This is a genomic window from Rhodococcus sp. DN22, from assembly GCF_036669995.1.
GTDB lineage: Bacteria > Actinomycetota > Actinomycetes > Mycobacteriales > Mycobacteriaceae > Rhodococcus_F > Rhodococcus_F erythropolis.
Genome location: NZ_CP133326.1, coordinates 2,569,534 through 2,594,299, shown reverse-complemented (window position 1 = coordinate 2,594,299; position 24,766 = coordinate 2,569,534). Strand labels below are relative to the sequence as shown.

23 protein-coding genes are annotated in these 24,766 nt (G+C 63.8%); 1 reads left to right on the top strand and 22 read right to left on the bottom strand.

Annotated features, from left to right (window positions below; genetic code table 11):
- The first annotated feature begins 15 nt into the window (after window positions 1-15).
- Window positions 16-591, top strand: coding sequence for a dihydrofolate reductase family protein (locus RA302_RS11895; protein ID WP_097387494.1), 576 nt, complete (start codon window positions 16-18; stop codon window positions 589-591).
- On the opposite strand, the gene trmD is transcribed toward RA302_RS11895, so the two are convergent.
- From trmD to RA302_RS11785, 22 genes are all read right to left on the bottom strand, one after another.
- Window positions 588-1,292, bottom strand: coding sequence for a tRNA (guanosine(37)-N1)-methyltransferase TrmD (gene trmD / locus RA302_RS11890; protein ID WP_019747962.1), 705 nt, complete (start codon window positions 1,290-1,292; stop codon window positions 588-590). The two genes, RA302_RS11895 and trmD, sit on opposite strands and share 4 nt — an antisense overlap.
- A gap of 9 nt (window positions 1,293-1,301) precedes the next feature.
- A complete protein-coding gene (gene rimM / locus RA302_RS11885; RefSeq protein ID WP_020907286.1) occupies window positions 1,302-1,874 on the bottom strand; it encodes a ribosome maturation factor RimM in 573 nt (190 codons plus the stop codon).
- Window positions 1,875-1,888: 14 nt separating this feature from the next.
- A complete protein-coding gene (locus RA302_RS11880) occupies window positions 1,889-2,131 on the bottom strand; it encodes an RNA-binding protein (protein ID WP_003939023.1) in 243 nt (80 codons plus the stop codon).
- Window positions 2,128-2,598, bottom strand: coding sequence for a 30S ribosomal protein S16 (gene rpsP, locus RA302_RS11875; RefSeq protein WP_003942818.1), 471 nt, complete (start codon window positions 2,596-2,598; stop codon window positions 2,128-2,130). The genes RA302_RS11880 and rpsP overlap by 4 nt, the downstream gene beginning before the upstream one ends.
- A 209-nt stretch (window positions 2,599-2,807) precedes the next feature.
- Complete coding sequence (locus RA302_RS11870) at window positions 2,808-3,890, bottom strand: amidohydrolase family protein (protein ID WP_269577753.1); 1,083 nt, start codon at window positions 3,888-3,890, stop codon at window positions 2,808-2,810.
- Window positions 3,891-3,893: 3 nt separating this feature from the next.
- Entirely contained in the window at window positions 3,894-5,471 is a 1,578-nt protein-coding gene (gene ffh / locus RA302_RS11865) for a signal recognition particle protein (RefSeq protein WP_003942713.1), read from the bottom strand.
- 115 nt (window positions 5,472-5,586) lie between these two features.
- Complete coding sequence (locus tag RA302_RS11860) at window positions 5,587-8,094, bottom strand: [protein-PII] uridylyltransferase (protein ID WP_020907284.1); 2,508 nt, start codon at window positions 8,092-8,094, stop codon at window positions 5,587-5,589.
- Window positions 8,084-8,422, bottom strand: a complete 339-nt coding sequence (locus tag RA302_RS11855) for a P-II family nitrogen regulator (RefSeq protein WP_003942772.1) — start codon at window positions 8,420-8,422, stop codon at window positions 8,084-8,086. Before RA302_RS11855 ends, RA302_RS11860 begins: the two co-directional genes overlap by 11 nt.
- Before the next feature lie 56 nt (window positions 8,423-8,478).
- Window positions 8,479-9,738 carry an ammonium transporter gene (locus RA302_RS11850; RefSeq protein ID WP_051636583.1) on the bottom strand — a complete coding sequence of 420 codons (1,260 nt, stop codon included), beginning with the start codon at window positions 9,736-9,738 and terminating at the stop codon, window positions 8,479-8,481.
- Between the two features lie 246 nt (window positions 9,739-9,984).
- Window positions 9,985-11,433 carry a signal recognition particle-docking protein FtsY gene (ftsY, locus tag RA302_RS11845; RefSeq protein WP_338480777.1) on the bottom strand — a complete coding sequence of 483 codons (1,449 nt, stop codon included), beginning with the start codon at window positions 11,431-11,433 and terminating at the stop codon, window positions 9,985-9,987.
- A 42-nt stretch (window positions 11,434-11,475) separates the two neighbouring features.
- Complete coding sequence (smc, locus tag RA302_RS11840; RefSeq protein WP_338480775.1) at window positions 11,476-15,063, bottom strand: chromosome segregation protein SMC; 3,588 nt, start codon at window positions 15,061-15,063, stop codon at window positions 11,476-11,478.
- A gap of 26 nt (window positions 15,064-15,089) precedes the next feature.
- The gene (locus tag RA302_RS11835; protein WP_019747956.1) at window positions 15,090-15,374 is read right to left on the bottom strand and encodes an acylphosphatase; all 285 of its coding nucleotides are present in this window, start codon (window positions 15,372-15,374) and stop codon (window positions 15,090-15,092) included.
- 5 nt (window positions 15,375-15,379) lie between these two features.
- Window positions 15,380-16,303, bottom strand: a complete 924-nt coding sequence (locus RA302_RS11830) for an SMP-30/gluconolactonase/LRE family protein (RefSeq protein ID WP_047888817.1) — start codon at window positions 16,301-16,303, stop codon at window positions 15,380-15,382.
- Window positions 16,303-16,755: an OsmC family protein gene (locus RA302_RS11825; protein WP_020907278.1), complete on the bottom strand. Its 453-nt coding sequence runs from the start codon at window positions 16,753-16,755 to the stop codon at window positions 16,303-16,305. Before RA302_RS11825 ends, RA302_RS11830 begins: the two co-directional genes overlap by 1 nt.
- 41 nt (window positions 16,756-16,796) lie before the next feature.
- A complete protein-coding gene (mutM, locus tag RA302_RS11820) occupies window positions 16,797-17,666 on the bottom strand; it encodes a bifunctional DNA-formamidopyrimidine glycosylase/DNA-(apurinic or apyrimidinic site) lyase (RefSeq protein ID WP_019747953.1) in 870 nt (289 codons plus the stop codon).
- A gap of 8 nt (window positions 17,667-17,674) precedes the next feature.
- On the bottom strand, window positions 17,675-18,448 hold the full coding sequence (gene rnc / locus RA302_RS11815; RefSeq protein WP_019747952.1) for a ribonuclease III: 774 nt from the start codon (window positions 18,446-18,448) through the stop codon (window positions 17,675-17,677).
- A 19-nt stretch (window positions 18,449-18,467) separates the two neighbouring features.
- The gene (gene rpmF, locus RA302_RS11810; RefSeq protein ID WP_007729318.1) at window positions 18,468-18,650 is read right to left on the bottom strand and encodes a 50S ribosomal protein L32; all 183 of its coding nucleotides are present in this window, start codon (window positions 18,648-18,650) and stop codon (window positions 18,468-18,470) included.
- 2 nt (window positions 18,651-18,652) lie between these two features.
- A complete protein-coding gene (locus RA302_RS11805) occupies window positions 18,653-19,213 on the bottom strand; it encodes a YceD family protein (protein WP_007729319.1) in 561 nt (186 codons plus the stop codon).
- A 189-nt stretch (window positions 19,214-19,402) separates the two neighbouring features.
- Window positions 19,403-20,164: a DivIVA domain-containing protein gene (locus RA302_RS11800; protein WP_003942696.1), complete on the bottom strand. Its 762-nt coding sequence runs from the start codon at window positions 20,162-20,164 to the stop codon at window positions 19,403-19,405.
- Window positions 20,165-20,295: 131 nt separating this feature from the next.
- Window positions 20,296-20,790 (bottom strand): pantetheine-phosphate adenylyltransferase, encoded by a 495-nt coding sequence (coaD, locus tag RA302_RS11795; protein ID WP_003942776.1) that lies wholly within the window; start codon window positions 20,788-20,790, stop codon window positions 20,296-20,298.
- Window positions 20,787-21,353: a 16S rRNA (guanine(966)-N(2))-methyltransferase RsmD gene (gene rsmD / locus RA302_RS11790; protein ID WP_099698027.1), complete on the bottom strand. Its 567-nt coding sequence runs from the start codon at window positions 21,351-21,353 to the stop codon at window positions 20,787-20,789. The genes coaD and rsmD overlap by 4 nt, the downstream gene beginning before the upstream one ends.
- Complete coding sequence (locus tag RA302_RS11785) at window positions 21,350-24,754, bottom strand: pyruvate carboxylase (RefSeq protein ID WP_020969323.1); 3,405 nt, start codon at window positions 24,752-24,754, stop codon at window positions 21,350-21,352. Before RA302_RS11785 ends, rsmD begins: the two co-directional genes overlap by 4 nt.
- Window positions 24,755-24,766: the final 12 nt, after the last annotated feature.

Genomic DNA, 24,766 nt, shown 5'->3' with positions numbered 1-24,766 from the left:
CGAACGGAGCGTTTCATGCGAAAGCTTGTGTACTACGTGGGAGCTTCCCTCGACGGCTACATCGCGGGACCAGACGGCGAATTCGATTTCTTCCCGGTTTCCGAACAGATCACGGCCTGGATATGCGATCGATATCCCGAGACCGTGCCAACGCATGTGCGGCCCGCTCTCGGAATCGAGGACGCACCCAACAGAACCTTCGACACGGTCGTCATGGGCCGCGGCTCTTACGAGCCCGGGCTGAGCCTCGGCGTGACCAGCCCCTTTGCGCACCTGCGCCAGTTCGTCGTCTCCAGCACCCTCCCTGACGCCGAGGATCCCGCGGTCACCATCGTTCGCACCGATCCACGTGCGGTCGTCAGATCCCTCAAAGAGGAAGAAGGACAAGATATCTGGCTGTGCGGCGGCGGAACTCTCGCCGGCGAACTACTACCGGAGATCGACGAGTTGATCGTCAAAAGGTATCCGGTTGTCGCCGGCGCGGGCATACCGATGATCAGAGGTAACTTCGAGCCGACACTGTTCACACCGACTGCAACCGAATCGCTCGACGACGGCGCAAGCATCACCTGGTTGAAGAGAAATACCTAAGGAAGTAGATCCGGTCGACGCTCGGCCGTGCGCTGCAGCGACTGCTCATGGCGCCACGCCTTGATCTTCGCGTGATCTCCGGAAAGCAGAACAGGCGGAACCTCGAGATCACGCCACACGGCGGGGCGAGTGTAACTGGGCCCTTCGAGGAGCCCGTCGGAGAACGAATCCTCTTGGTGCGACAGCTGATTGCCGAGAACGCCGGGCATCAGTCGCACAACAGCCTCGACCATCACCAGCACGGCTGCTTCACCGCCGATCAGAACGTAATCGCCGATACTGACTTCTTCGACGCGAACCCGCTTGGCGGCGTCATCGAAGACGCGTTGGTCGATACCTTCGTATCGGCCGCAGGCGAAGACAAGGTGCTTGGCGGTGGCCCAGCGATGTGCGGTCGCCTGAGTGAACGGGACGCCGGCGGGAGTCGGCACCACCAGGATCGTCTCGGCATCATCCGGGCCGGAAGAATCGGAGCGACCGATCACGTCGTCCAGTGCCGGACCCCAGACGGTGGGTTTCATGACCATGCCGGGTCCGCCGCCGTACGGGGAATCGTCGACGGCTTTGTGTACGTCATGGGTCCACGACCGAAGATCGTGGACGTCGACCGAGATCAAGCCACGTTCGATTGCCTTGCCCAGCAAGGCAGCACGAAGCGGTTCGAGATACTCGGGAAAGATGGTGACGACGTCGAGACGCATGACAAACGATCAGTCGTTGTCTGAGTTCGAATTATCGCTGTTCGACTTGTCGCCGAAATCCGGGTCGAGCAGTCCCTCGGGAGGCTCGATCATCACGACGCCGTCGGCAATCGACACCGAGGTGACGATGGCGGCGACAAACGGGATCAGCAATTCACCGGACGTCTCGCCGGTACGACGAATCGAAAGCAATTCGCCTGCGGCGGAATGCAATACCTCGATGACCGAACCGACCTCGGTACCGTCCGTGAGGACGACCTTCAGTCCTTCGAGTTCGTGGTCGTAGAACTCGTCCGGATCATCCGAAGGCTCGAGTTCGGAACTGTCGATGACAAACAGTGTGCCGCGCAACGCATCTGCGTCGCCACGGTCACTGACGCCTTCGAGGCGCAGCAGAAGCCGCCCGGAATGATCCCGGGCGGCTTCCACTGTGTACGACTTCAGTGTGGACTCGCGCGGCTTGCGCCCACGCAGCACAGAACCTACGGCAAAACGATCTTCGGGCTCGTCTGTACGAACCTCGACTACCAATTCACCTTTGATGCCATGCGACTTCGCGACACGACCGACTACGAGTTCCACCTGTTTACTGCCGTCTACTGATCGGTGTCGACGACATCAACACGGATACCGCGGCCACCGATGCCGGAGACCAAGGTCCGCAGAGCGGTCGCCGTGCGACCACCCCGACCGATGACCTTGCCGAGATCGTCGGGGTGCACATGCACCTCGACGGTCCGTCCCCGACGTCCGGTGATCAGCTCGACACGCACATCGTCGGGATTGGCGACGATGCCACGCACGAGATGCTCTACCGCATCAGCGACGACGGCACTCACTTGTCAGCAGCCTCGGCGTCTGCAGCGGGAGCCTCGGCGTCAGCCGCGGTGTCTTCTGCCTTGGCCTCGTCAGCCTTTGCAGCCTTCTTCTTCTTGGGGGTGATTGCTTCTGCAACCGGCTCGTTCTCGGCCTGCGCGAGCGCAGCCTGGAAGAGCTCGAGCTTGGTGGGCTTGGCTTCCTTGACGCGCAGGGTGCCTTCGGTGCCCGGCAGGCCCTTGAACTTCTGCCAGTCACCGGTGATCTTGAGGAGTGCCTCGACGGGCTCGGTGGGCTGTGCGCCCACGGACAGCCAGTACTGAGCGCGCTCGGAATCGATGTCGATCAGCGAGGGCTCTTCCTTGGGGTGGTACTTGCCGATGGTCTCGATCGCACGGCCGTCACGACGGGTGCGCGAGTCGGCGATGACAACGCGGTACTGAGCGTTGCGGATCTTGCCGAGGCGGGTGAGCTTGATTTTGACAGCCACAGCTGCAGTTCTCCTTCAGCGCGCACAACAGTGCTGCGCATGTCACGTGCAATTCAGCGACCCACACGATTTGTGAGCCCGGTTTTGCCTCTATCCTGTGACCGTCGCAGCGGTACGTAACCGGTTGCGACGAACAATGGTCCATTGTGCCAGATGGGTGGGCTCGTTCGGAAACCACCCTGTGCGCGCTTCGAGAGTGCAGGGACTCCCTAACCACTCACGGGGGTGCCGCGGAGGATCACACGCATCGGCTTCGCGAGCACATCGGAGTTTCCGCGCGGATCTTCGGAATAGACCACCAGGTCGGCGGGCGCTCCCTCTTCGATGCCCTGGGCACCCAGCCAACTCCGCGCATCCCAGCTGGCTGCGCCCAACGCCTCGTGAGCTGTCAATCCGGCAACTTCGAGTTCGGCGATCTCGTCGGCGATCCGCCCGTGCCTGATCGAACCGCCGGCATCCGTTCCGGCATAGATCGGAATCCCGGCCTCGTGAGCGGCACCGATTGTCTGGTGCCGACGAGCGTGCAAATCGCGCATATGCGCCGCGTAGATCGGATACCGCGTGGCGGAGTCCGCGATCTCGGGGAAAGTAGCGATGTTGATCAGCGTCGGAACCAGGGCCGTGCCGTGCGCGACCATCGACTCGATGGTCGCGTCCGTCAATCCGGTGCCGTGCTCGATGCAGTCGATACCGGCGTTGATCAGGCCGGGCAAAGCGTCTTCGGCAAAAACGTGAGCGGTGACCTTTGCGCCTTCGGCGTGGGCGGCAGCGATGGCCTCGACCAGGATCTCGTCGCTCCACAAGGGAGCCAAATCGCCGACGGAACGATCGATCCAGTCACCGACGAGCTTGACCCAGCCGTCACCAGCGCGTGCCTGACGCACTACTTCGGCCGGCAACTGAGATTCGTCGTCCAGGTCGACCGGCAAGCCCGGGATGTACCGCTTGGGTGCCGCGATGTGCTGACCTGCGCGAATGATTCGCGGCAAATCGAGGCGCTCGTCGATGAATCTGGTGTCGACCGGTGATCCGGCGTCGCGGAGCAACAGCACGCCCGCGTCACGTTCGGTCTTCGCCTGCTCCAGCAAGCCGTCGACGGTTTCGCCCCCGCCACCGCCGTAGCGGATACCGACGTGACAATGCGCATCCACGAGACCCGGTGTGATCCAACCCGATTCGACGATCGTCTCCGCACCGGACACCGCCTCGAAGGAAATCAGCCCGTCGACGATCCACAATTCGATCGGCTCGGCATCGGGCAGACCGATACCCCGCAGATGAAGCGCAGCCACCGACTACTTCTTGGGCAGCTTGAGCTGGGAAAGATCGATGCCTTCCAGTCCGGGCGGCAACTGATCGAGACCCTTGGGCATGTTCGACAGGTCGGGCATACCGGCCGGCATTCCGCCGGGCATACCCGGGAATCCGCCCATACCGGGGAATCCTCCGCGCATCTTGGGCTGCGTCGGGCCCTTGCCGCCCTTCTTGCCCTTCTTGCCCTTCTTGCTGCGAACCTGCTTACGCGCGCCGGGCATGCCCATACGGCCGGCCATGGCAGCCATCATCTTGCGGGCTTCGAAGAAGCGATCCACCAACTGGTTGACGTCGGAAACCTTGACGCCCGAACCGTTCGCGATGCGCAGTCGGCGTGAGGCGTTGATGATCTTCGGATCGTCGCGCTCGGCCGGCGTCATACCGCGGATGATGGCCTGAATGCGATCGAGTTGCTTCTCGTCGACGTTGGCCAGCGCGTCCTTCATGCCGCCGGCACCCGGCAGCATGCCGAGGAGGTTGCCGATCGGGCCCATCTTGCGGACGGCCATCATCTGATCGAGGAAGTCTTCGAGGGTGAGCTGACCGGAACCGATCTTCGCTGCGGTCGCTTCGGCCTGATCGGCGTCGAAAACCTGCTCGGCCTGCTCGATGAGGCTCAGGACGTCGCCCATACCGAGGATCCGGCTGGCCATGCGATCGGGGTGGAAGACGTCGAAGTCTTCGAGCTTCTCGCCGGTGGACGCGAAGAGGATCGGCTGGCCGGTGACCTCGCGGACGCTCAGTGCGGCGCCACCGCGGGCGTCGCCGTCGAGCTTGGTGAGGACGACACCGGTGATGCCGACTCCCTCACGGAACGCGTCGGCGGTACTGACCGCGTCCTGACCGATCATGGCGTCGAGGACGAAGATGGTCTCGTCCGGGTTGACGGCGTCACGGATACCGGCGGCCTGCGCCATCAGCTCGGAGTCGATACCGAGGCGACCGGCGGTGTCGACGATCACGACGTCGTAATGCTTGTTGCGTGCTTCTTCGACGCCGGCCCGGGCGACCTCGACGGGGTCGGCTGCGGACACGCCCAGTGCGTTTTCGCCGCCGCCGATGGAGGTACCGGGGTGCGGCGCGAAGACTGCCGCGCCCGCACGCTCACCGACGATCTGAAGCTGAGTGACGGCGCCGGGACGCTGAAGGTCGCAGGCAACGAGGAGGGGCGTGTGCCCCTGGTCCTTGAGCCACTTGGCCAACTTTCCGGCCAGCGTGGTCTTACCGGAACCCTGCAGGCCGGCCAACATGATGACCGTCGGCGGAGTCTTGGCGAACTGGAGTCGACGAGTTTCGCCGCCGAGAACCTCGACCAGCTCTTCGTTGACGATCTTGACGACCTGCTGAGCCGGGTTCAGTGCACCCGAGACCTCGGCGCCCTTGGCGCGTTCCTTGATCTTGGCGATGAAGCTGCGCACTACGGGAAGCGCGACGTCTGCCTCGAGCAGGGCAAGGCGGATCTCGCGGGCCGTAGCGTCGATGTCGGCGCCGGACAGACGACCCTTGCCACGCAGATCCTTGAGAGATCCGGTCAATCTGTCGGAAAGGGATTCGAACACCGAGTGCGCTCCTGAAGGTCGTGCGAGTTAGCCGTGGATATTCTCGGGCACCAGCCTAGCCGCTACGCCCGCACCGATCCCAGCCGATGCGGGCGTAACTGCCGAAACCGGTCCGTCAATCCTCTTTCTTCTTGGGTTGTGGCACCGGAACCACCGCCAGCACCGCCTCCTCGACGCGCTCTCGCGCCGCGCGGGTATCGGCCTCACCGAAGTCGAGGCAGAACGCGTCGACCACCGAGGAACCCAACGTGGCGACCTTCGCCCACCGGATGTCGGCACCACTGTGTTCGAGTGCTGCGGCCAGTCGGCAAAGCAGGCCTACGCGGTCTTCGGTACGCAATTCGAGGATCGCGTGACCGTCACCGGGCGCGTCGAACCAGATGACCCGCGGCGGCGCCTGCGAATAGAGCACCGGAACCGCCGAATCCTTGTTTGTCTGGATCGGGTCGTCCCACTGCTCTGCCCGTGCCTCCTCGTCCTTGGCATCGAGAAGTTCGAGCAGATTCAGTTCACCGGCCGAAGCGCGGATCAATTCCTGCCTGAGCAGCACAGCCTGCGGCGGTGTGCCGAACCTCGGTGTGACGACAAACGAATTGACCGCCGAACCCGCATGCGACCCCAGCGAAGCGGAATGCACCCGCAACGACTGCAGCGCCAGAACTCCGGCAGCCCGAGACAGCAGCCCGGGCGCGTCGGGCGCGATGACGGTCACGACGTAGGTGTGCGGATTCTCGGCCGGTACGAGCGAGACGTGAACCCCGCCATCCTCGGCAATGGCCAACTGCTCGGGAGCGAGTGGGTCGGGTTGTGGGAGTTCCTCCCCCGCCATCAGCAAACGGCAGCGACGCACGAGCTCACCGATCAGAGACGACTTCCAGTCGCCCCAGACGCCAGGCCCGGTGGCCAGCGAATCCGCCTCCGCCAACGAATGCAGGAGATCGAGAAGCGTCCCGTCCCCTTCGAGTGCGTCGACCACTCGCTGCACCGTTGCCGGATCGTCGAGGTCGCGACGGGTCGCCGTTTCCGGCAGCAGCAAGTGATAGCGCACCATCGCCGTCAACGTCGCGACGTCGGAAGGCCAGAGTCCCAAGCGATTTCCGATCGCGGTGGCCAATTCGGCACCGACGACGCTGTGGTCTCCCCCTCGCCCCTTCCCGATGTCGTGGATCAACGCACCGAGCATGAGCAGATCCGGCCGAGCGACGCGAGTGGTGAATCCGCTTGCATACGCGGCGGTTTCGACCAGGTGGCGATCCACCGTCCACGTATGGACGGCGTCGCGCGGCGGAAGATCGCGAATGGTCCCCCACTCCGGCAGGAGGCGACCCCAGAGCCCGGTCCGGTCCATCGCCTCGATCACCGGAACGGCACGCGATCCCGAACCGAGCACGACCAAGAGATCGTTGACCGCATTTTTCGGCCACGGCTCACGCAGTTCCGGGGCATTGTCGGCCAGTCGATTGAGCGTCGACGCGGAGATCGGCATGCCGTTGGTGGCCGCCGCTGCCGCGACCCGCATCACCAGACCGGGATCCTTCTTCGGCCTCGCATCGCGCGCCAGGACAACTTCGCCGGCATGCTCGACGACACCCTCGTCCAGTGGTCGCCGCACCGGCGCGCGACGCAGCCGCGACAAACCACGCCGGGGCAAGGAGTTTCCGGCGGTACGGATACCGACGTCCACCGAATAGCTGATGGTGCGCGCCGATTCACTGAGAAGGCGGGCCAGATCGAATCGATCACCGATCCGCAGCGCCGCACCGATTTCGTCGGCGTCCTGCGCTCGCAGTTGATCGCGGGCGCGACCGGCAACGCGGTGAAGTTCGGTGCGCACGTCGAGCAACCGCCTGTGCGCGAGTGCCAGACCGCCGCCGGGCGAGTTGGGTCCCAGCCCTGGCATCCCGTCGGTCAATTGCGCGATGGACAGGGCGTTGAGCAGTTGGACGTCACGCAGCCCGCCACGGCCGCTCTTGAGATCCGGTTCGGCGCGATGGGCGATCTCGCCGCTGCGCTCCCACCTCGTACGGGTCTGGGTGATCAATTCGTCGAATCGGCTGCGGATGTCCATGCGCCACTGTCGACGGACACCACTGATCAACAGGTTGCTCAGCTCCACATCGCCGGCAATGTGGCGTGCTTCGAGCATTCCGAGTGCCGCCGTCATGTCGGTGGCCGCAACCTGAAGCGCCTGCGGAAGCGTCCGCACGCTGTGGTCGAGTTTGATGTGCGCGTCCCACAGCGGGTACCACAGGCTGTCCGCAACCTGGGCCACGACCGCCGGGTCCATGTCGTCGTGCAGCAGAATCAGATCGAGATCGGAATACGGCAACAGTTCGCGTCGGCCAAGACCACCCACGGCGACGATGGCAAACCCACAATCCGGTTTGATGCCCAGTTCGGTCCCCTTGGTGGTCAACCAGAATTCGTGCAGATCGACCAGTGCATGTCGCAGAGAAGGGGCGTCGAGCCTCCTGTTCTTGACGCCTCCGGTGAGTAGGGCCTTGCGTGCGCGGGCCAGGTCCGCAGCTTCGTCGGATCCCCCTGACGAGACCGGCCCTGGCCCCGTCGCTTTCGCGACGGAACCAGGGCCGAGGTTCTCGGACCCTTTCGGGTCAGAGTGCATCGCCACCGCGTTCCCCGGTGCGAACCCGGATGACCGACTCGACTGGCGAGACCCACACCTTGCCGTCACCGATCTTGCCGGTGCGAGCGGCCTCGACGATCACCTCGACCACCTTGTCCACGGCCGCGTCGTCGACGACGACCTCGACCCGGACCTTGGGTACGAAGTCCACGGAGTACTCCGCGCCTCGGTACACCTCGGTGTGGCCCTTCTGTCGGCCGTAGCCCTGAACTTCGCTGACTGTCATACCCAGCACTCCGGCCTGCTCGAGTCCGGTCTTGACGTCCTCGAGCGTGAACGGCTTGACGATTGCTGTGATCAGCTTCATGTGCTCATCCCTTTCCAAACTCTGAAGTGCCTGAATTCACTTTAATCACGTGCTGATCACGCGAGGTCGTATGCGGTCTCTGCGTGTTCGGTCTCATCGATGCCGCGTGCCTCGTCCTCGGCCGAGATTCGCCAGCCCAGGGGCTTGAGTGCGAAGCCGATGATCGTCGTCAGAACGCCGGTGAAGACGAGTGCTGCGAGTGCGATCACGATCTGAACCACCAGTTGCTTGTAGTCGCCGCCGTAGAAGAGGCCGGTTGCGGTGCCGAAGAATCCGATACCGATCGTGCCCCACAGGCCGGAGACAAGGTGAACACCGACGACGTCGAGCGAGTCGTCGAAGCCGAAGCGGAACTTCAGGCCGACTGCGAGAGCGGACAGGATGCCGGCTACGGCGCCGAGGAAGATGGAACCGACGGGGTTGAGCGCACCGGCAGCAGGGGTGATGGCGACCAGACCGGCGACCGCACCGGAAGCTGCGCCGAGGCTGGTGGCGTGACCGTCACGAATACGCTCGGTGGCGAGCCAGGCCAGGACTGCGGCACACGTCGCGGTGGTCGTGTTGACCCAGGCGAGACCGGCGTTACCGTCGGCGGCGAATGCCGAACCGGCGTTGAAGCCGAACCAACCGAACCAGAGAAGTGCGGCGCCGAGCATCACGAAGGGCAGGTTGTGCGGACGGAAGGCGGTCTTGCCGAAGCCGAGACGCTTGCCGACGATGAGGGCGAGGACCAGACCGGCCATACCCGCGTTGATGTGAACGACTGTGCCACCGGCGAAGTCGATCGGAGCGACGTTGGCGACGGTGACTCCGTCTTCGTTGACCGTGGTGCCGAAGAGCTTTGCCGCGATGCCGTCCTCGGAGCCCGAGAGGAGTCCGCCGCCCCACACCATGTGTGCGAGGGGGAAGTAGACGACGGTGACCCAGATACCCGAGAACAGCAGCCAGGTGCCGAACTTGACCCGCTCGGCCAGGGCACCACTGATAAGGGCGGTGGTGATGATCGCGAATGTCACCTGGAACGCGATGTCGATGACGTTGGGGTAGCCCCACGCGCCGGCGATGAAGTTGCCGTCAGCATCGGTGATGCTGTTCTTGAGGCCGAAGAACTCGAACGGGTTGGCAAAAATGCCCCCGATGTTCTCGGTGCCGTAGGACATCGACCATCCCCACAGAACGTAGATGACGCCGATGACGGCCATGGCCCCGAAGGACATCATCATCATGTTCAGGACGGACTTGGACCGAGACATCCCGCCGTAGAAGAAAGCGAGGCCGGGTGTCATCAGCAAGACCAGAGATGCAGCCATCAGCATCCATGCGGCGTTACCGGAGTTCGCCAACAAATCGTCGGTACTCACTTACTACCTCCTAGTCGCACGTGCCGGGCAGCACGTCGTTAAGGAGAAGAGTGCTGGGCTGGTGTTTCGTCCATGGCGCTGTCGCGTTTCGCAGACGTGAACCAATTGCCCAACTTTGTTGCAAACAGGTTTCGCCAGGGGGTTCTACCGACCCTGTGCGCCTTTTCGGTAGTTCGCGCTACCAAAAAGGCGCACGGGACGTCAGCCCAGCAGGGCGTCGACGAACGCACCCGGCTCGAAGGGCGCCAGGTCGTCGGCACCTTCACCGAGACCGACCAACTTCACCGGCACACCCAGTTCATGCTGAACCTGGAAGACGATTCCGCCCTTGGCGGTTCCGTCCAGCTTGGTCAGTACGACGCCGGTGATGTCCACGACCTCCGCGAACACTCGAGCCTGCGCCAGTCCGTTCTGGCCGACCGTCGCATCGAGAACCAGCAGAACGTCGTCGACCGACGCCTTCTTCTCGATGACCCGCTTGACCTTGCCGAGCTCGTCCATCAGACCGGTCTTGGTGTGCAAACGGCCGGCGGTGTCGATGAGGACCACGTCGACGCCGTCCGCGATGCCCCGTGAGACCGCGTCGAAGGCAATCGCAGCGGGATCGCCACCTTCCTTGCCACGAACAACTTCTGCGCCGACACGCTCGGCCCACGTCTGGAGCTGATCAGCAGCGGCCGCGCGGAACGTGTCCGCGGCACCTAGCACGACGCGACGACCGTCGGCGACGAGCACGCGAGCCAGCTTGCCGGTGGTGGTTGTCTTGCCGGTTCCGTTGACGCCGACGACGAGCAGAACAGCCGGGTGATCATCGTGCGGCAATGCGCGGATGGAGCGGTCCAGTTCGGGACGCAGCTCGGCGATCAACACCTCACGCAGAAGGGCGCGGGCGGCAGCCTCGGTCCGGACGCTGCGGGCGGCCATCTGCTCACGAAGCTTCGTGACGACCTTTTCCGTGGTCGCGGAGCCGAGGTCTGCGATGAGAAGGGTGTCCTCGACTTCTTCCCACGAGTCCTCGTCGAGATCGCCGCCACCGAGTAGGCCGAGCAAGCTCTTGCCGACTGCCGACTGCGAGCGGGAGAGGCGCCCGCGCAGTCGGTCCAGCCGACCCTCGGTCGGGTCGATCTCGTCCAACACGAGCGGTGCAGGCTCGACGGACTCGGGAACTACGACGGGCTCGGGTACGACTGCAGGTTCGGGAACGACAACAGGTTCGGGAACGACAGGTTCATCGACAACAGGTTCTGCTACTGGTGGTTCTTCTACGACCGGCTTTTCGATTACCGGCTCTTCGACAACCGGTTCCTCGACAACAGCGGGTTCTTCGACAACCGGCTCCTCGACGACGGCCGGCTTCTCTGCAACAGGTTCCTCGACGACAGGTTCTTCGACGACAGGCGGCTTCTCCGCGGCCGGCGGCGTCGGAACCACCGGAGGTGGCGCCGTTGCCGTCGAGCCTTGACTGAAGTTGAACCCGCCGCCGGCCTTGTAGCCGCCCGACTTGTCCTTCTCGGGGGTGCCGAGCTCCGGCTTCGTCTCGGGCGCCTTCAGCGACACCTGCCCCTTGCGGTAGCGCAGGAATCCGGCAACGAGAACGACGAGTAGTACGGCCGCTACAGCCGCGATGATGATCCAAGCCTGGGTAGTCACCGGCCCATTGTTTCAGGCTCCGACCCGGAAAGTGAGCAGGGCTTACGTCGAGGCCATGTCTTGACCGCGAAGTCGCTGCGAAATCACGGTGGTGATGCCGTCGCCGCGCATGCTGACTCCGTACAACGCGTCGGCGATTTCCATCGTCGGTTTCTGGTGAGTGATCACGATCAACTGCGACTTCTCCCGCAATTGTTCGAAGAGTCCGATCAGCCGCCGCAGGTTGGTGTCGTCCAACGCCGCCTCGACCTCGTCCATCACGTAGAACGGGGACGGGCGTGCCCGGAAGATCGCGACCAGCATGGCCACCGCGGTCAAGGACTTCTCGCCGCCCGACAGCAACGACAACCGCTTGACCTTCTTACCGGGCGGACGCGCCTCGACTTCGATGCCTGTGGTCAGCATGTCCGACGGATCGGTGAGAACCAGTCGTCCTTCTCCCCCGGGGAACAATTTCTCGAACACGCCCACGAACTCACGCTCGACGTCGGCATAGGCCTCGGTGAACACCTGCAGAATTCGCGCGTCCACGTCTGCGACCACAGCAAGAAGGTCCTTGCGTGCGGTCTTGACGTCTTCGAGCTGAGTGGAGAGGAAGGTGTACCGCTCCTCGAGAGCTGCGAATTCCTCGAGCGCCAGCGGATTGACCTTGCCGAGGGTGGCGAGGTCTTTCTCCGCCCGCTTCGCGCGCCGTTCCTGAGTCGCACGATCGTACGGAAGCGGAGCGGGGGCGGTTACCTGCTCCCCACGCTCCTTGGCCTGCTCGTACTCCTCGATTTCGAGAGCGGTCGGCGGCAATACGACGTCGGGTCCGTACTCGGCGATCAGATCATCGAGGCCGATACCGTACTGATCGAGGATCGACTCCTCGAGTTGTTCGATGCGCAGCGCTGCCTGAGCCTTCGCAACCTCGTCGCGATGGACGGCGTCGGTGAGTGAAGCGAGCTGTCCGGTCAGTGCCCGGACGATCTCGCGGACCTGATCCAGCTTGGCCGTGCACTCGGAGCGGGCCCGAGCCAACTCGTCGCGATGAGCAAGAGCTGCAGCGACGACGGCCTCGAGTTCGGCCGCCACGCGCTGCCCCGACTCGGCGACGGCAGCTGCAACCTCCGCAGCGTGCGCTCTGGCGCGCAGAGCCCGCTCGGCGCGAATTCGTGCCTCTCGTTCGGCAGCAGCGGCGCGGCGAAGCGAATCAGCCTTTCCGCGTACGGATTCCGCACGTTCTTCGGCGGTGCGCACGGCAAGGCGAGCATCCATTTCGACTATGCGCACTTCGGCCAGCGCTGCTGCGGCCATTTCGCGATCGGCAGCGGTCGATTCCGCACCGTGTCCCGGTGCACTGCCGTCGGTTTCGGCCACACGCAGACGTTCTTCCAGGTCCGCCAGCTTTGTCAGCGACTCACCGCGGCCCTCCTCGGCACGCACTCGCTGGGCGGTCAACCGCTCGGATTCCGCGTGGGCGACTCGTGCTGCCTGCCCCAATCTGCCCAACTGCTCGTAAATGGCGGACATGGCGGCGTCCGACTCGTTGAGCGCCGCCAAAGTCTGCTCCGCGGTCTCGCGTCGAGCGGCCTGTTCGGCCAGAGCGCCGGACAGCGCCGCGTCGAGTTCCTCGGATCGGCTCTCCGTTGCCGCCAGTTCCGCTGCTGACGCGTCGATCGCCGCCTGTACCTCCAGCGTGCTGGGTTGCCGATCCGAGCCACCGATCATCCACCCCGAACCGTGCAGATCGCCGGAACGCGTCACTGCACGAATTCCCTTGTGGTCAGCAACAACTCGAATCGCGTCCTCGAGGGTCTCGACCAGGACAACGCCATCGAGTATTGCGGTCAACCCCGCACGCAACTCGTCAGGGCAGTCGATGACGTCGACGGCAGGACGACTGCCCGGTGCGATCTCGGCCTCGCGTTTGATCACCGGTTCACCGCTCACGATCAGCGACGCACGCCCACCGTCCTGATCTGCCAGCGCTGCAACAGCGGAGCGAGCCGAGTCCAGCGACTGCGCCACGACGGCGTCCGCCGCCGGCCCCATCGCGGCAGCGATGGCAGCTTCGTAGCCGGGTTCGACGTGAATCAATCCGACCAGCGAGGTGATGCCGTCGTCGCGCCGATGTTCGAGCAGCCAGCCGCCACCGTCCTTGCGCTGCAAGCCCATCGACAGTGCCTCGACGCGCGCACGGAGCGAAGCTATGCGTTGCCCGCTCGTCTTTTCTTCCTCACGAAGTTCTTCGACACGTGCGTCGATCATCTCGAGAGCTTCGACGGCGCGTTCATGATTGGTGTCGAGGCCTACTTCACCGGCGTCGAGGTCCCCGATGCTTTCCTGCACCGTGTCGAACTCGGCTTGTGCGGCATCCCCACGCAGACGAGCCTCGTCGATGGCCTCGGTCAGTCGCGAAACCTCCGCGTCGACTGATTCGACGCGGGTACGCAGAGTGTCTACCTGACCGGAGAGTCGAGCAAGTCCTTCACGGCGGTCGGCGACGGCACGAACTTCCGCCATGTGCGCCCGTTCCGCTTCTGCTGCAGCATCTTCGGTGGCTGCCAGCTGGTCCCGAGCAGCTTCCGACGCCGCTCGCGCGATTTCGACGCCTTCGAGGAGTTCGGCCTCCTCGGCCGCAAGACGTTCGGCGCGCGCTTCCATCTCGTCCGGGTCCTGGCCGCGGTTGCCGACGGGTTCGGAGTCGAGATGTCGTGCACGCTCGCGGGCGATGCGCACGGTGGCGTTGACTCGTTCGGCAAGCGCGGAGAGCTGGAACCAACTCTGCGCTGCCGCTTCCGATCCCGGAGTCAGACGAGCGAGAGCTTGCTCCTGGCGCCCGAGTTCGAGGTTGGCCTCGTCGAGCGCGGACGCCACCTCGTTGTGCTGTTCGCGGGCCGCTTTCTCGTCCTGCGCCTGGTCGTTCAGTTGGGTTCGACGGGTCACCAGGTCGTCAGCGGCCAGCCGCATCTTGGCATCACGCAGGTCAGCCTGGACCGTCTGTGCTCGCCGAGCAACCTCGGCCTGGCGTCCCAGCGGTTTGAGTTGCCGACGCAGTTCCGCGGTGAGGTCACTGAGTCGAGCGAGATTGGCCTGCATGGAATCGAGCTTGCGTACCGCTTTTTCCTTGCGGCGGCGATGTTTGAGGACTCCCGCGGCTTCTTCGATGAAGGCGCGTCGATCCTCGGGGCGGGATTCGAGGATCGCGGCGAGCCGTCCCTGCCCGACGATGACATGCATTTCGCGGCCGATACCGGAGTCGCTGAGCAGTTCCTGGACGTCCATCAGACGGCAGGACGAGCCGTTGATCTCGTACTCCCCCGCGCCGTCGCGGAACATCCGGCGCGTGATCGACACCTCGGAGTACTCGATCGGGAGCGCGCCGTCGGCGTTGTCGATGGTCAAGGTCACCTCGGCGCGGCCCAGCGGCGCGCGGCCGGAGGTGCCGGCAAAGATGACGTCTTCCATCTTGCCGCCGCGCAGAGCCTTGGCGCCCTGCTCGCCCATCACCCAGGTCAACGCATCGACGACGTTGGATTTACCCGAGCCGTTCGGCCCGACGACACAGGTGATCCCCGGCTCGAACCGAAGAGTCGTTGCCGACGCAAAGGATTTGAATCCCTTGAGTGTCAGACTCTTGAGGTGCATGGGGGGAAACTTTACCGCCAAACCGGTCAGCGTTCGACGAACCCTGTCAGGTCGCCCCTGGCGGGGTCCCAGCTGTCGACCACGAGATCCACCGTGCCCGGTGTTGTTCCCGAGCGAAGCAACTCCAACAATCTCTCGAGCTGCGTGCGTTCGCCTTCCGCCACGACGAGCACTCGACCGTCACGCTGATTCGACGCATATCCGATCAACCCGAGTTCGAGGGCGCGGGCCCTGGTCCACCACCGGAACCCGACGCCCTGAACATATCCGTGAACCCACGCCGTCAACCGCACAGGCGGTGTCTCAGTCATGACGTTCAGCCCGCCACACGTTCGAGACGGTGGACGTCGCCGAGGAAACCGGTGGTGTAGAGCGAGTTGGGGTCCCAGCCCGGGCCGGCACCGAACTTCACCGCGGATGTGAACGGCAGACCCGAGGCGATCTCACACGAAGATCCCGAATCCGGATCGACGCGAACAACTTTGCCGCCGGCATTGAATGCGACGTACAACGCGCCGTCCGGTCCGACGGTCAGATCGTCCGCCATGTTTGCCGGACCGAACCCGGGGAGCGTGATCGTTCGCACCGGCCCGCCCAGATCGTGTGCGTCGAGGACGTGGACGGCGGTCACCATGTCGAAGGTCGTCGTCACGTAGATCGTCGAACCGGAGCGTGCGAGGCCGTCGACGGTGCCGAGATCCTCACGAACGATCGAACTGGTTCCGTCACTGTCGATGACCGTGAGCCCCGGCCGCGTCAGGGTGCGAGCTGTGAGGAAACGGTTACCGTCCAGCGGCACAAGCCCGTTCGGCATCACCAGACCGTCGGCAATCGTTGTCACCGATCCGTCTGCGACGTCGACCTTACGAAGGCTGCCGTCGGCGATTCCGAACAGACCCGAGACAGTCGAGTTGCCCGTGGTGAAGTACACGGAACCGTCACGCGCGACCAGCCCGCCAGGTCCGGTGACATCACCGACCAAAGTTGTCCGTGTTCCGTCCGGCGCCACTTTCAGCAGTGCACCCGGCCCGATCAGAGCCGACTGCGACAACACCATCGATCCGCTGCCGTCGAATTCGAGATTCTCGAGCATTCCGGCACCAGTCGTCACGACGCTCGACGTCCATTTGCCGCAACCACCGTCCGAGCCGTCGGCCGGGACCGATGCCTGTGCCGGAGCACTCACCGCCACAACGGAACCCAGTGCGATCGCAGCGACAACACTGCCGGCGCGGGACATCAGGCTTCCGTGTCGAACGACAGCGTGACCTTGGTTCCGGCCTTGAGAGTGCGCCCGACCGTGCACACCTTGTCGACGGAACGCTCGACGAGAGTGATGAGGCGCTGCTGCGCTTCGGCATCCAACTCACTGAGGTCGAGTTCGAGAACCTCGTCGAGCTGCGGGTAGACCTCGTTTTCACGATCGGCGGCACCGGACACTCGAACCGTCGCGTCGTAGTTGTCACCGAGGCGGCGAGAGATCGGGAAGTCTGAGCTCATCCCGGTGCATGCAGCCAGTGCAATTTTGAGGAGTTCGCCGGGCGTGAAGACTCCTGGCACCGATTCGGAGCCGATGAGAACCTCTGCGCCACGCGAACTCTTGCCGGTGTAGAGGCGGGTTCCTGTGCGTTCCACCCAAAGCTCCGTGTGAGCTGGGGCGGTTGCAGTGTTGTCTGGAGTCTGTTCAGCCATGACGCAATCTTGCCACTCCGCCGAACCGAAGGGGCGGAGACCTAGGCGATTCGCCGTGCCCTCGGGGTCGGCTGACACCGCGGGCAACTGAACGACGATCGATTCATGAACTTCTCACGCTTGATCGGCGCGCCGCATCGCGGGCACGGAAGATTCTCCTGCCCGTACGCCGACAGCGACCGGTCGAAGTAGCCCGATTCCCCGTTGACGTTCACGTACAGCGCGTCGAAGGACGTACCGCCCTGATCGAGCGCCTCGCCCATCACCGAGTGCGCCGCGGTCAACAGTTCTCGAAGTTTGGGCCTGGTGAGCGATTCGGCGATTCGGTTGCCGTGAATCTTTGCACGCCACAATGATTCGTCGGCATAGATGTTTCCGATTCCGGAGACCACTGTCTGGTCGAGAATCGCCCGCTTGATCTCGGTGTGCTTGCCCCGCAGGACTTTCACGACGGATTCGAGATCGAACGCAGCATCCATGGGATCGCGAGCGATGTGCGCCACCGACTCGGGCAGCATCGTTCCGTCGACCTCGACGAGAGGTGAAATCGACCAGCCACCGAAGGTCCGCTGGTCGACGAATCGAAGATCAGCCCCGGAATCGAGGGCCAACCGAATGCGTAGGTGCTTTTCCCAGTCGACTGTCGGGGGTTGGACCAACATCTGTCCGCTCATCCCGAGATGAACCACCAGTCCGACACCGGCAGGCTCGAGAACCAGCCACAGATACTTGCCGCGACGCTCTGCCGAAGCGATGGTCTGCCCGGTGAGTTGGCCGATCAAGTCCTCGGAACCGAGAATGTGGCGCCTGATCGCGCGGGGATGGAGGACCTCGACGGCCTCGATCGCCGCACCTACAGCATGAGACTGTAGGCCGCGGCGAACGACTTCGACTTCGGGAAGCTCAGGCAAGAGTGAACTCAGCCGGCGAGATCAGACGGGTTGTCAGCAGCGACTGCGCTAGCAGCGGCATTCTCCGACATCGTCTTCCATGCCGAACTTGCTGCCTTCTGCTCGGCTTCCTTCTTGGAACGACCGACACCGACGCCCAAGGGCTTGCCACTGATGAGAACTGTGGCCGTGAATTCCTTGTCGTGATCGGGTCCGGTAGCGGTGATCTCGTAGACGGGAACTCCGGCACCGTGTTCTGCGGTCAGTTCCTGCAGACTCGTCTTCCAATCCAGACCCGCGCCGAGAAGCGGTGCGCGAGTGAGTAGATCGTCGAACAGATCGAGAACAACACGTCTCGCAGTATCGATGCCGTGCTGCAGGTGTATGGCGCCGAGAATCGACTCCATACCGTCGGCGAGGATGGACGGCTTGTCACGGCCGCCCGTCATTTCCTCGCCCTTACCCAGCAGCAGGTGAGCTCCGAGTCCACCTTCACCCAGAGTCCTGGCAACCTCGGCGAGTGCATGCATGTTGACCACGCTGGCACGAATCTTCGCCAGATCACCTTCGGATTTGTCCGGGTGGGACAGATAAAGATTTTCGGTCACCGTGACGCCGAGAACGGAATCCCCGAGAAATTCGAGGCGCTCGTTCGTGGGCAGACCGCCGTTCTCGTACGCGTACGAGCGGTGTGTGAGAGCCAGGGTCAGAAGACCGGGCTCTATATCTACGCCGACAGCGGCGAGGAGCTTGTCGTGATTGCCCTCGCCGCCGGCGGCTGAAACTGTATTTTCGCTCGTCATAGTCTTTCTCCGGGGAGAACTAGACAGCAGCGGTTACCTGGCGGCCCTTGTAAGTACCGCATGACGGGCATGCGATGTGGGGAAGGGTCTGCTCGCCACAGCCACGGTTGGGGCAGGTAACGAGGGTGGGCACAGTGGTCTTCCACTGGCTACGACGCGACCGCGTGTTGGATCGCGACATTTTGCGCTTGGGGACAGCCACTTCTACTTCTCCTCGGCTTCGGTGATCACAAGATTTTCGCTGGTGTTTGATTCCACGCCAAATTTGGCCGCGAGACCAGCCCAGCGAGGATCAAGTATGTCATGCCCATGCCCAGATTCCGCAATCGCCAGGCGAATGCCACATTCTGAGCACAATCCCAGGCAATCGTCACTGCACAGAGGCTGGAGCGGAAGCGCCAGACCGACTGCATCGACGATGACCGGTTCGAGGTCGATTTCGTCGTCTTCGACCGCGTAGACCTCTCCCTCTTCCGTCGTCTCCTCGGTGGTGCTGTCCGGGTAAGCGAACAACTCCGTGAGATAGATGTCCACGGTGTCGGTGAAAGGTTCAAGGCACCGCGAGCATTCACCCTTGGTGGGTGCGTGCACGTTTCCGGTGACGAGAACGCCTTCGGACACTGCTTCGAGACGAAGATCGAGATCTATGTCCGCGCCCGCTTCGATCGCGATCAGATCGAGACCGATACGGTTCGGGGACTGAATGGTTCTCTCGACGGTACGCATCGACCCTGGACGACGACCGAGCTTGACCGTGTCCAGCAAAAATCCCGCATCACTTGACTGATGCGACGAACTACGACGATGCGTTGACAAAGAGAACTCACCTAACTGTTGAAACTGGTATGGGCAACCACTCCACAATACGGCAGCTACAACGCAAATCCCAATTCCGTCCACGAAAAAGTGGGCCGCCCCATATCGGACGACCCACCCTCGACTGTCTCGTTCGCTCTAGCGACGACGCTCCGAACGACGATCGTCGTCCTGGTAGTCGGGGACTCCCGAACCCGTTCGAAGCTGTTGACGACCACGCCCGACCGATCGAACCGTTCCGGTGAGGAACTCTTCGAACTCGGCCAACTTGGTGTCCACGTAGAGGTCACACTCCGAACGCATCCTGTCGGACTCGGCATGAGCGGCGTCGATCACTCGCGCGGATTCCGCGTGAGCTGACTGGACAACCTCGGTCTGCGACACCAGACGAGCCTGCTCCGCCGTTCCCTCCGCCACTGAATGTTCGTACGAGGCCTGGCCGGACTCGATCATCCGATCGGCCTCGGCACGCGCCCGTCCGGTGACGGCCTCGTACTCACGACGGCCGTCGGTGACGGTCCGTTCCGCTTCTGCTTCGGCGTCCTCGACCAACTGATCGGCGTGCGCGCGTGCTTCGGCAACCATGCGATCGGCCTGAGCCTTGGCATCGGACAGAATCCGGTCGGCGTCGTCGCGTGCGTTCTCGACAGTCGAGGTTGCCTCGGCATTGGCGCTGCTGACTGTCTTCTCGGCGTTTGCTCGCGCGTCACCGACCAATTTGTCGCGATGATCGAGGACGTCCTGAGCGTCGTCCAGCTCACTCGGAATTGCGTCCCGGACGTCGTCGAGTAGCTCGAGTACGTCACCGCGAGGCACAACACACCCTGCGGTCATGGGAACACCGCGCGCCTCTTCGACAATTGCGACCAGTTCGTCCAGTGCCTCGAATACGCGGTACACAAGCAACCCCAATCTCTACCGGCCGAAATCGGCCCACATCGTCACCGGTCCACTCGGACCTGTGCCCGTTCCTGTCCAAGTTTGCCGGAAGAACGGCCAACGGGGTGTCGTCGTGGTCGGTGTGTCGGGGATCAGCTGTTTTCGGCTGCTCGTTCGGCGATACGCGCGAGTAGCCGAGAATGCACCTTGGCCGGGAGCATGTCGGAGACGTCGCCGCCGAAGGTCGCAACTTCCTTCACCAAAGAACTCGACAGATAGCTGTACGTCGGATTCGTGGCAACGAAGAGCGTGTCGACGCCCGTGAGCTTCTGATTCATCTGAGCCATCTGCAGCTCGTAATCGAAGTCGTTCGCGCCGCGCAGACCCTTGACGATCGCGCTGAGGCCTTCTTGTTTCGCGTAGTCGACCAACAATCCGTGCCACGACGTGACGCGAACATTGGGCAGGTGACTCGTCGCGTCTTCGAGCATCTCGATCCGCTCGTCGATCGTGAACATGCCACGCTTGCTCTTGTTGATCAGCACGGTGACCACGACCTCGTCGAATTGCGCAGCAACTCTTCCGATTACGTCGAGGTGACCGTTGGTCACGGGGTCGAAGGATCCGGGGCAGACGGCGCCAGTCATGAGTCCAGACCGTAGCAGGTGGCCAGCTCGATGCGGGCTTCACCGTAGTTCTTGGCCTTGATCGGCTCGTAGCCCTGAGGCCACACGGTCTCCGGCGAGCGCGACGAACGTTCGAGTACGACGATCGTGCCCTCCCCCACCCATTTGTTGGCCTGCAGATCAGCGAGTATGGACACGACGGCCTCGTCGGTTACCGCATACGGCGGGTCCGCGATCACGATGTCGTATTCACGCGCGCTCGGACCCGAGACCACGGCCGCGACCGGAGCGGCGCGAACCGTCGCCCCCGGCAACGCGACAGTGCCGATGTTCGCCTTGATGACGGCAGCAGCCTTGGCATCGGATTCCACGAGAACAACGTGCTCGGCTCCCCGCGAGAGCGCCTCGAGGCCGAGAGCACCCGAACCCGCAAAGAGGTCGAGAACCGCGCACCCTTCGAGATCGATGCGCGCTTCGAGAGCACTGAACAGCGCCTCACGAACCCGATCCGACGTCGGACGGGTGCCGCTCGGCGGGACTCGCAGGCGTCGACCGCCCGCGAGTCCCGAGATGATGCGTGTCACTCTGCGGCGCTCTCCCCCGTCGAGACGACTACCAGCAGGTCTCCGCCCTCGACCTGTTGGACGGCGCTGATCGCGATCCGCGAGACGACGCCGGCGCGCGGCGAGGTGATCGCCGCTTCCATCTTCATCGCTTCGATCGTGGCCACGGTGTCGCCGGCCTCGATCTTCTGGCCTTCCTTGACCGCGAGCGTCACGACGCCCGCGAACGGTGCAGCCACGTGGCCCGGGTTGTTCTTGTCGGCCTTCTCCGCCACCGGTACGTCACTGGCAATGGAGCGATCGCGGATCGAGACCGGGCGCAGTTGGCCGTTCAGGATGCACATGACAGTGCGGTAGCCGCGCTCGTCGGGCTCGGAGATCGCCTCGAGACCGATGATCAGTTCCACGCCGGGAGCCAACTCGACCCGGTGCTCGTCGCCGCGCCGCAAACCGTAGAAGAACTGGTTTGCCGAAAGCCGCGACGTGTCACCGTACTTCTCGCGGTGTTCGAGGAATTCCTTTGTCGGGCCGGGGAACAGCAGGCGGTTCAGCGTCGCCTGACGGTCCTTCGACGAGCCCTCTAGCAGCACCTCGTCCTCAGCGGACAACGTCGCTTCCGGCTTGGCCTGGCCACGTCCTTCGAGTGCCTTGCTGCGGAACGGTTCCGGCCAACCACCGGGAGGCGTACCGAGTTCACCGCGCAGGAAGCCCACCACGGAATCGGGAATGTCGAACTTCGCCGGATCTGCGGCGAACTCCTCCGAAGGCACGCCGGCACCGACAAGATGGAGCGCGAGGTCGCCGACGACCTTCGACGACGGCGTCACCTTCACAAGATGCCCGAGCATGCGGTCTGCGTCGGCGTACTTGGCTTCGACCTCTTCGAACCGGTCGCCGAGACCGAGAGCAACGGCCTGGGTCCGGAGGTTGGAGAGCTGGCCGCCCGGAATCTCGTGCGTGTACACGCGACCCGTCGGCGCCGGCAGTCCGGATTCGAACGGCGCGTACACCTTTCGCAGCGCCTCCCAGTACGGCTCGAGGTCGCACACGTTCTGCAGGTTCAGTCCGGTGTCGAACTCGGAGTGCGCGGCAGCGGCGACGATGGCCGAGAGCGCAGGCTGGCTGGTGGTTCCGGCCAGTGCCGCGGAAGCACCGTCGACTGCGTCGGCGCCCGCCTGCCACGCTGCGAAGTACGTGGCCAACTGTCCACCGGGAGTGTCGTGCGTGTGAACGTGAACCGGCAGATCGAAGTTGCTGCGTAGCGCCGTCACCAGCTTGGTAGCTGCCGGAGCGCGCAGCAGGCCTGCCATGTCCTTGATCGCGAGCACGTGAGCGCCGGCATCGACGATCTCTTCGGCCAACTTCAGGTAGTAGTCGAGCGTGTACAGAGTTTCGTTCGGATCCGACAGATCACCGGTGTAGCTCAGCGCAACCTCCGCGAGGGCCGTTCCGGTCTCACGCACCGCGTCGATGGCGGGCCGCATCTGGTCGACGTTGTTGAGCGCGTCGAAGATTCGGAAGATGTCGATACCGGTGTCGGTGGCTTCCTGAACGAATGCGCGCGTGACCTTTTCGGGATACGGCGTGTAGCCCACGGTGTTTCGGCCGCGAAGAAGCATCTGAAGGCAGATGTTCGGGATCGCCTCGCGGAGTGCGGCGAGCCGGTACCACGGATCCTCGTGCAGGAAGCGAAGTCCCACATCATAGGTCGCGCCGCCCCAGGCTTCGATCGAGAGCAGTTCCGGCGTCAACCGCGCAACGTGCCCGGCTACTCCGAGCAGTCCGCTGGTCCGAACTCGCGTGGCCAACAACGACTGGTGCGCGTCACGGAAGGTGGTGTCGGTGACGCCGACGGCCTTCTGCTCACGCAACGCCTTCGCGAAACCTTCGGGTCCGAGTTCGAGCAGTCGCTGACGGCTACCGGCAGGAGGAGGCGTCGAGAGATCGATCTTGGGCAGCTTGTCCTGCGGGTACACCGCCGAGGGCCGCTCACCGTGAGGCTTGTTGACCGTCACATCCGCGAGGTAGGTCAGGATCTTCGTGCCGCGGTCTGCCGAAGAACGCAGAGTCAGCAGCTGAGGACGTTCCTCGATGAAGGAGGTCGTCACGCGTCCGGCCCGGAAGTCCGGGTCGTCGAGAACCGCCTGTAGGAACGGAATGTTGGTCGAGACGCCACGAATGCGGAACTCGGTGACCGCGCGGCGAGCCCTCGCGACAGCGGCTTCGAGGTCACGACCACGGCAGGTGAGCTTGACCAGCATCGAGTCGAAGTACGCGCCGACCTCGGCTCCGAGCGTCGCGCCGCCGTCCAGGCGGATGCCGGCTCCGCCCGGGGTGCGGTACGCGGTGATGCGGCCCGTGTCCGGGCGGAATCCGTTGGCCGGATCCTCGGTCGTGATGCGGCACTGCAGCGCCGCGCCGCGAAGCTTGATCGTGTCCTGTGACAGACCAAGTTCTTCAAGCGTCGAACCGGACGCGATCTTGAGCTGCGACTGGACCAGGTCCACGTCCGTCACTTCTTCGGTGACGGTGTGCTCCACCTGAATTCGCGGGTTCATCTCGATGAAGACGTGGTTGCCGCGCTTGTCGAGGAGGAACTCGACGGTGCCTGCGCACGTGTACCCGATCTCCTTCGCGAACGCGACGGCGTCGGCACAGATCTTGGCGCGCAACTCTTCCGAGAGATTGGGCGCCGGAGCAAGCTCGATCACCTTCTGGTGGCGACGCTGCAGCGAGCAGTCACGCTCGAAGAGGTGGATGACGTTGCCCTGCTCGTCGGCGAGGATCTGCACTTCGATGTGCCGGGGGTCGATGACGGCCTGCTCGAGGAAGACCGTCGAATCGCCGAAGGCCGATTCCGCTTCGCGCGCTGCGGCTTCGATCGATTCCTTGAGCTGTGAGCGCTCCGCAACGCGGCGCATTCCGCGTCCACCGCCGCCGGCAACGGCCTTGACGAAGATCGGGAAGGTCATGTCCTCGGCGGCCGCGAGCAACTCGTCGATGTCCGCTGACGGCTCCGAGGACGCGAGCACGGGGAGACCGGCGGCCTTTGCCGCTGCGATGGCCCGAGCCTTGTTGCCGGTCAACTCGAGGATCTCGGCGGACGGGCCGACGAACTTGATGCCTGCCTCGGCGCACGCCGCCGACAGATCCGGGTTCTCGGAAAGGAAGCCGTAACCGGGGTAGATGGCGTCGGCTCCGGCACTCTTGGCGGCGGCGACGATTTCCTCGACTGAGAGATACGCCCGAACGGGGTGACCCTTCTCCCCGATCTGGTAGCTCTCGTCTGCCTTGAGACGGTGGATCGAGTTCCGATCCTCGTACGGGAACACCGCGACGGTTCCGGCACCTAGTTCGTAGGCGGCGCGGAAGGCACGGATCGCAATTTCGCCGCGGTTCGCGACGAGCACTTTGGAGAACATTCGAGAAAACTA